Genomic DNA, 7003 nt, shown 5'->3' with positions numbered 1-7003 from the left:
ACGAGGACCTTCCGGCGCCTTGCGATCGCACGCACCAGACGCCGCGAGCTGATCGGACTCCCATTTTGTTCGGGGCTCTTGGCCCCGCCCCAGCCGTGCGCGGTGGAGCACTCCGCCACGGCCTTCCCGAGGGACGCCGGCACCGGATCCGCGGTGTCCCGGCTCGACGGCACCACCCGTACCCCCGACGCGGGGACAGCGCACTCCCGTGGGACCCCTCATGGCCGGTCCGGCCCCCGAACCTCCCGGACCGCGGACCGGACCCCGTCCTGATCCCCTGCCCCGAGGCACCCCCACGCCGTACGGCACCGGGTCGCGCGAGCCGCGCGCGCCCCGACGGACAGCCCTCTTCGGACACCCCAACGGATAGGAAACCCGCACTCATGAGTCGCACGAGAACCGCGCTCCTCGCTGCCATGGCGCTGGTCGCCGGTGCCACCGGGACGGCGTACGCCGTCGCACCCGACGGTGTCGGTGCCGCCGCCGTTCCCTGCACCGTCAGCTACCAGGTGCAGAACCAGTGGGACACCGGCTTCACCGCCGCCGTGACCGTCACCAACCTCGGTGCCGCCAAGACGTCGTGGGCGGTGAAGTGGTCCTACGCCGGCAACCAGCGGGTCACCAGCGGCTGGAACGCCAAGGTCACCCAGTCCGGCAGCAACGTCACCGCCGCCAACGAGTCCTACAACGGCACGCTGGCGACCGGTGGTTCGGCAAGCTTCGGCTTCCAGGGCACCTACAGCGGCAGCAACGCGATTCCCGCCACCTTCACCCTCGACGGTGTCACGTGCAACGTCGACGGCGGCGGCGGTCCGACCGACCCCACGGACCCGACCGGCCCCGGTGACCGGGTCAACAACCCGTACAGCGGCGCCAAGGTGTACGTGAACCCCGAGTGGTCCGCGAAGGCGGCCGCCGAACCGGGCGGCAACCGCATCGCCAACCAGCCCACCGGCGTGTGGCTGGACCGCACCGCCGCCATCAACGGCGTGAACGGCGGCATGGGCCTGCGCGACCACCTCGACGCGGCACTCGCGCAGAAGGGCTCCGGCGAACTCGTCATCCAGCTGGTCATCTACAACCTGCCCGGCCGTGACTGCTCCGCCCTCGCCTCCAACGGCGAACTCGGCCCGACGGAGATCGGCCGCTACAAGACCGAGTACATCGACCCGATCGCAGCGATCCTCTCCGACGCGAAGTACGCCCCGCTGCGGATCGTCACCACCGTCGAGATCGACTCCCTGCCCAACCTCGTCACCAACACCGGCAGCCGGGCCACCGCGACGCCGGAGTGCGACGTGATGAAGGCCAACGGCAACTACGTCAAGGGCGTCGGCTACGCCCTGAACAAGCTCGGCGACGTGGGGAACGTGTACAACTACGTCGACGCCGGCCACCACGGCTGGATCGGCTGGGACGACAACTTCGGCGCCTCCGCCGACGTGTTCCACGACGCGGCCACCGCCGAGGGCGCGACCCCGGCCGACGTGCACGGATTCATCACCAACACCGCCAACTACAGCACGCTGAAGGAGAACAACTTCACCATCAACGACTCCGTGGCCGGCAAGTCGGTCCGCGAGTCCAAGTGGGTCGACTGGAACCGGTACGTCGACGAACTGGGCTTCGCCCAGGCCTTCCGCAACGAACTCGTCTCGACCGGCTTCGACACGAACATCGGCATGCTCATCGACACCTCCCGCAACGGCTGGGGCGGCACCGCCCGGCCCGCCGGACCGGGCGCGACGACCAGCGTCGACACCTACATCGACGGCGGACGCTACGACCGCCGCATCCACATCGGCAACTGGTGCAACCAGTCCGGCGCCGGACTCGGCGAACGCCCGAAGGCGGCACCGGAGAGCGGCATCGACGCCTACGTGTGGATGAAGCCCCCGGGCGAGTCCGACGGGGCCAGCAAGGCCATCCCGAACGACGAGGGCAAGGGCTTCGACCGGATGTGCGACCCGACGTACACGGGAACCCCGCGCAACGGCAACAACCTCACCGGCGCCCTGCCGGACGCCCCGGTCTCCGGTCACTGGTTCTCGGCCCAGTTCCAGCAGCTCATGCGCAACGCGTACCCGCCGCTGTCGTGACCGGCGGCCCGGCCTCCGGCTGAACCCGATCCACCGATGGACCCCGATCCACCGATGGACCCCGATCCGCCGGGGGCCGGGCCACGCGCCCGCTCCCCGGCGGATCCCTCACGCCCTACGGGCGATTCCGGGAAACCGTCTTGCCGGAGCGGCAACAATACTGGCCTCTCCCCGGTGCGTCGGCGCACCCTGTCCGCATCCGAGCGGAGAGGCTGACCCCCATGGCGCACCACGACCACCTTCACCACGAGCCCCGGCACGACGACCGGCACGGCCACCACCACGGCCACGGCACCACGGACACCGGGATCGACTGGGCGGAGATGGCCTCCCTGCTCGAATCGAAGGCCGAACTGTTCACGCCCCTGTACGAACGGGCCATCGGCTGGCTCGCGAAGGAGGTGACGGAGCCGGGACTGATCGTGGACGCGGGCAGCGGGCCGGGTGTCATCTCGTGTCTGTTCGCCGAGGTCTTCGAGGGCGCCCGCATCGTGGCCGCCGACGGCTCCGCCCCGCTGCTCGAACGGGCGGCGGAGCGCGCCGCCCGGTACGGCGTCGGCGACCGCTTCGGCACCCTCGCCGGTGAACTTCCCGGCGTGCTCGACGAACTGGAGTACCCGGCCGACCTGTTGTGGGCCAGCCGCAGCGTCCACCACCTGGGCGACCAGCGGGCCGCACTCGCCGCCTACGCCGCCCGGGTCGCGCCCGGCGGCACGCTGGCCGTCATGGAGGGGGGCCTGCCCACCCGGTACCTGCCGCGCGACATCGGCATCGGCCGGCCGGGACTCCAGGCCCGCATCGATGCCGTGGAGGCCGACTGGTTCACCCGCATGCGCACCGAACTGCCGGGCTCCGTTGCGCACACCGAGGACTGGCCCGCCCTGCTGACCGCGGCCGGACTGCACCACAGCCGCTCCCGCACCTTCCTCCTCGACCTCCCCGCCCCGGCCGGCGACCGCGTCCGTGCCCACGTCGTCGCGACCCTCACCCGCACCCGCGACAGGCTCGCCGAGGAACTGGACGCCGACGACCGCGCCACCCTCGACCGCCTCCTCGACCCGGCGGACGAGGCGAGCGTGCACCACCGCCCCGACGTCTTCTGCCTGGCGGCCCACACGGTGCACACGGCCGTCCGCCCGGTCTAGCCCGCCCGGTCTAGCCCACCCGGTCCGGTCCGGTCCGGCCCGTCCGGGGCCGTGGGACCAGGGCCCCAGGGTCCTGTCCGGTGGCGCGAGCTTGACTTGGAGAGCTCTCCAAGTGGTGGACTCCTCGGCACTCGACGACACCCAGGGGGTATCCATGACCGACTCACCGGTCACGCTCATCACCGGCGGCGGCAGCGGTATCGGCGCCGCCGTGGCCCGGCGGCTGCTGGACGCGGGGCAGAGGGTGGCCGTCACGGGCCGCGGCGAGGAGCGGCTGCGCGGCTTCGCGAAGGAGCTCGGGGAACCGGAAGGGCTGGTGACGGTCCCCGGGAACGCGGCCGAGTACGACGACGTACGGTCCGCGGTCGACACCGTGCTGACGGCATTCGGCCGACTGGACACGGTCGTCGCCAACGCCGGTTTCGCCACCCACGATTCGGTCGCCGAGGGCGACCCCGCCGGGTGGACCGAGATGGTGCTGACCAACGTTCTCGGCCCCGCCCTGCTGATCAGGGCCTCCATCGACGCCCTGAAGGAGACCCGCGGACGGATCGTCCTGGTCGGCAGCGTCGCCGGGTTCGTGCCGACGCCGGGCAACCTCTACGGTGCGACCAAGTGGGCGGTGACCGGGCTCGCCGAGAACGCCCGGCGGGAGGTGACCGAGTGGGGCGTGGGTGTCACCCTCGTCGCGCCCGGCCGTGTCGAGACCCCGTTCTGGGACTCGTACGGCAGTCTCCCGCCCGGTCATCTGCTCACCGCCGACCAGATCGCGGAGTCGATCGTGTGGGCGATGCGACAGCCGGCCGGGGTGGACGTCAACACCGTGGTCGTCCGTCCCGTCGGCCAGCCCAACTGACGAAGCCCCGGCCGGACGGCCGGAGGGACAGACGGACGGCGGCCTCCCCCAGGGGGAGGCCGCCGTCCGTGGTCCGGAGGTGCGGGCGGGTCCGTCCGGAGGTCAGTTCACCGTCGCCGGGTCCGGGCCCAGACGGCGGTCCTCGTCGAGGGCACTGATCGCCGCGAGGTCCTCCGCGTCCAGGCTGAAGCCGAACACGTCGATGTTCTCCTTGATCCGCGACGGCGTCACCGACTTGGGGATGACGACGTTGCCGAGCTGGAGGTGCCAGCGCAGCACGACCTGTGCCGGAGTACGCCCGTGCTTCCGGGCGATGGCCACGATCGCCGGGACCTCCAGCAGGCCCTTGCCCTGGCCGAGCGGCGACCAGGCCTCCGTGGCGATGCCCCGCTCCGCGTGGTACTCCCGCGCGGCGGACTGCTGGAGATGCGGGTGCAGCTCGATCTGGTTGACGGCCGGTACGACCGACGTCTCGCCGAGCAGGCGCTCCAGGTGCTCGGGCAGGAAGTTGGACACGCCGACGGCGCGGATCCGGCCCTCGGCGTACAGCTTCTCGAACGCCCGGTACGTGTCGACATAACGGTCGCGGGCCGGTGTCGGCCAGTGGATGAGGTACAGGTCCACGTAGTCCAGGCCGAGCTTGGACAGGGAGGTGTCGAAACCGCGCAGGGTGGCGTCGTACCCCTGGTCGTCGTTCCAGAGTTTGGTGGTGACGAAGAGGTCCTCGCGGGGAACGCCCGAGGCGGCGACGGCCCGGCCGGTTCCCTCCTCGTTGCCGTACGCCGCCGCGGTGTCGATGCTGCGGTAGCCCGCCTCCAGCGCCGCCGCGACGGCTGTCTCGGCCTCGTCGTCCGGTACCTGCCAGACGCCGAAACCCAGTTGGGGCATCGCGACGCCGTTGTTCAGGGTGATCGGGGGGACCATGCTCACGAGCTCTCGATCCTTCGGTCGGGGTCCGGTGGAACTCCCATGGTCAACGATCACCGCCCGTGATGCATTCCTGACGGCACAATTCACGCGCCGTGAGCGCACTTCCGGGGCCCGGAACGCCGCCGTGTGGCGGACCTCACGCGCGGTACAGCGCCTCGACCTCCTTCTCGTACGCCTTCTCGATCGCCCTGCGCTTCAGCTTCAGCGACGGTGTGAGCAGTCCGTTCTCCTCGGTGAACGGCTGCGCCAGAATCCGGAAGGTCCGGATCGACTCCGCCTTCGAGACCAGGGTGTTGGCCGTCACCACGGCCCGCCGCACCTCCGCCTCCAGCGCCGCGTCCCGCACCAGCTCGGCCGGTGACAGGCTCGGTTCGCCGCGCATCGACAGCCAGTGCTCGACCGCCTCCGAGTCCAGGGTGACCAGGGCGGCGACGTACGGGCGGTCGTTGCCGACGACGATGCACTGGTTCACCAGCGGATGGTCCCGCACCCGCTCCTCCAGCACTCCCGGTGAGACGCTCTTGCCACCCGAGGTCACCAGGATCTCCTTCTTGCGCCCGGTGAGGGTGAGATAGCCGTCCTCGTCCAGGGAGCCCAGGTCGCCGGTGGCCAGCCAGCCGTCGTGCAGGGTCTCGTCGGTGGCCCGGGGATCGTTGAGATAACCCTGGAAGACGGTGCCGCCGTTGAGCCAGATCTCGCCGTCGTCCCCGAGACGCACGCCCACCCCCGGAATGGGCCGGCCGACCGTGCCGTACCGGGTCCGCTCGGGCGGGTTGGCGGTGGCGGCCGCCGTCGACTCCGTCAGTCCGTACCCCTCGTAGATGTGCACGCCCGCGCCCGCGAAGAACAGCCCGAGCCGGCGGTCCATCGCCGAACCGCCCGACATGGCGTGCCGGATCCTCCCGCCCATCGCGTCGCGGATCTTCGCGTAGACCAGCTTGTCGAACAGCCGATGCTGTATCCGCAGGGACGCCGAGGGCCCGGGCCCGATGCCCCAGGCCTTCGCCTCGACGGCGTCCGCGTATCCGACGGCCACCTCGACGGCCCGCTCGAACGGCCCCGAGCGGCCCTCCCGCTCCGCCTTGCGCCGCGCCGCGTTGAACACCTTCTCGAAGATGTAGGGCACGGCCAGGATGAACGTGGGCCGGAACGCGGCCAGATCGGGCATCAGGACCGCCGCGTCGAGCCGCGGCTGGTGCCCGAACCTCACCTTGCCGCGGATGCCGGCCACCTCCACCATCCGTCCGAAGACGTGCGCCAGCGGCAGGAACAGCAGCGTCGCCGGCTGGTCGCCCTTGCGGGAGTGGAACACCGGCTCCCAGCGGTCCATGACGGTGTCGGCCTCGTACATGAAGTTGCCGTGCGAGAGGACACAGCCCTTGGGGCGGCCGGTGGTGCCGGAGGTGTAGATGACGGTCGCCACCGTGTCGGGGGTGACCGCCCTGCGGTGCCGGTGCACCACGTCGTCGTCCAGGTGCGCGCCCGCTTCGTACAACTCCTGCACCGCGCCGGAGTCGAGCTGCCACAGCCGGCGCATCCGCGGCAGCCGGTCGATGACGGTGGCGATCGTCATCGCGTGGTCCTCGTGCTCCACCACCGTCGCCGTCACCTCGGCGTCGTGCAGCATCCAGCGGCACTGCTCGGCGGACGACGTGGGGTAGACCGGCACGACCTGCGCGCCGATCGTCCACAGCGCGAAGTCGAACAGCGTCCACTCGTAGCGGGTACGGGACATGATCGCGACCCGGTCGCCGAACCGGACGCCGTCGGCCAGCAGGCCCTTGGCCAGCGCCAGCACCTCGTCACGGAACTCGGCGCTCGTCACGTCCTGCCACGCGCCGGCCGCGTCCTTGCGGCCCAGCGCGACCCGCCGCGGGTCCTCCTCGGCGTACTGGAAGACCACGTCGGCCAGACCGCCCACCAGGGGTGGCAGCGCCGGCGCAGGGCTGGTGAACTCGCGCAATCCCCGCTCC

5 protein-coding genes are annotated in these 7003 nt (G+C 71.2%); 3 read left to right on the top strand and 2 right to left on the bottom strand.

Annotation, left to right across the window (positions count from 1 at the left end; all coding sequences use genetic code 11):
* Positions 1–383: 383 nt before the first annotated feature.
* The 3 genes from AOK11_RS01020 (at position 384) to AOK11_RS01010 (ending at position 4100) form a co-directional block, all read left to right on the top strand.
* On the top strand, positions 384–2099 hold the full coding sequence (locus AOK11_RS01020) for a glycoside hydrolase family 6 protein (RefSeq protein WP_055591694.1): 1716 nt from the start codon (positions 384–386) through the stop codon (positions 2097–2099).
* Positions 2100–2320: 221 nt separating this feature from the next.
* Positions 2321–3244 carry a class I SAM-dependent methyltransferase gene (locus AOK11_RS01015; RefSeq protein WP_055591693.1) on the top strand — a complete coding sequence of 308 codons (924 nt, stop codon included), beginning with the start codon at positions 2321–2323 and terminating at the stop codon, positions 3242–3244.
* Between the two features lie 154 nt (positions 3245–3398).
* A complete protein-coding gene (locus tag AOK11_RS01010; protein WP_055591699.1) occupies positions 3399–4100 on the top strand; it encodes an SDR family oxidoreductase in 702 nt (233 codons plus the stop codon).
* Positions 4101–4202: 102 nt separating this feature from the next.
* Here the strand turns inward: AOK11_RS01010 and AOK11_RS01005 are convergent, their stop codons facing one another.
* Together AOK11_RS01005 and AOK11_RS01000 are read right to left on the bottom strand one after the other, a co-directional pair.
* The gene (locus tag AOK11_RS01005) at positions 4203–5024 is read right to left on the bottom strand and encodes an aldo/keto reductase (RefSeq protein ID WP_055591698.1); all 822 of its coding nucleotides are present in this window, start codon (positions 5022–5024) and stop codon (positions 4203–4205) included.
* 142 nt (positions 5025–5166) lie between these two features.
* Positions 5167–6993, bottom strand: coding sequence for an AMP-dependent synthetase/ligase (locus tag AOK11_RS01000; protein ID WP_055591692.1), 1827 nt, complete (start codon positions 6991–6993; stop codon positions 5167–5169).
* Between the last annotated feature and the right edge of the window lie 10 nt (positions 6994–7003).

The sequence above is a fragment of the Streptomyces hirsutus genome (genome assembly GCF_001418415.1).
In the GTDB taxonomy this organism is placed as follows: Bacteria; Actinomycetota; Actinomycetes; order Streptomycetales; family Streptomycetaceae; genus Streptomyces; species Streptomyces hirsutus.
This window is presented reverse-complemented; position numbering and strand designations above follow the sequence as displayed.

Coding starts and splice junctions, on each gene's coding strand:
- AOK11_RS01010 (WP_055591699.1), top strand. CDS start 3,399: ATGACCGACTCACCGGTCACGCTCATCACCGGCGGCGGCAGCGGTATC.
- AOK11_RS01005 (WP_055591698.1), bottom strand. CDS start 5,024: ATGGTCCCCCCGATCACCCTGAACAACGGCGTCGCGATGCCCCAACTG.
- AOK11_RS01020 (WP_055591694.1), top strand. CDS start 384: ATGAGTCGCACGAGAACCGCGCTCCTCGCTGCCATGGCGCTGGTCGCC.
- AOK11_RS01015 (WP_055591693.1), top strand. CDS start 2,321: ATGGCGCACCACGACCACCTTCACCACGAGCCCCGGCACGACGACCGG.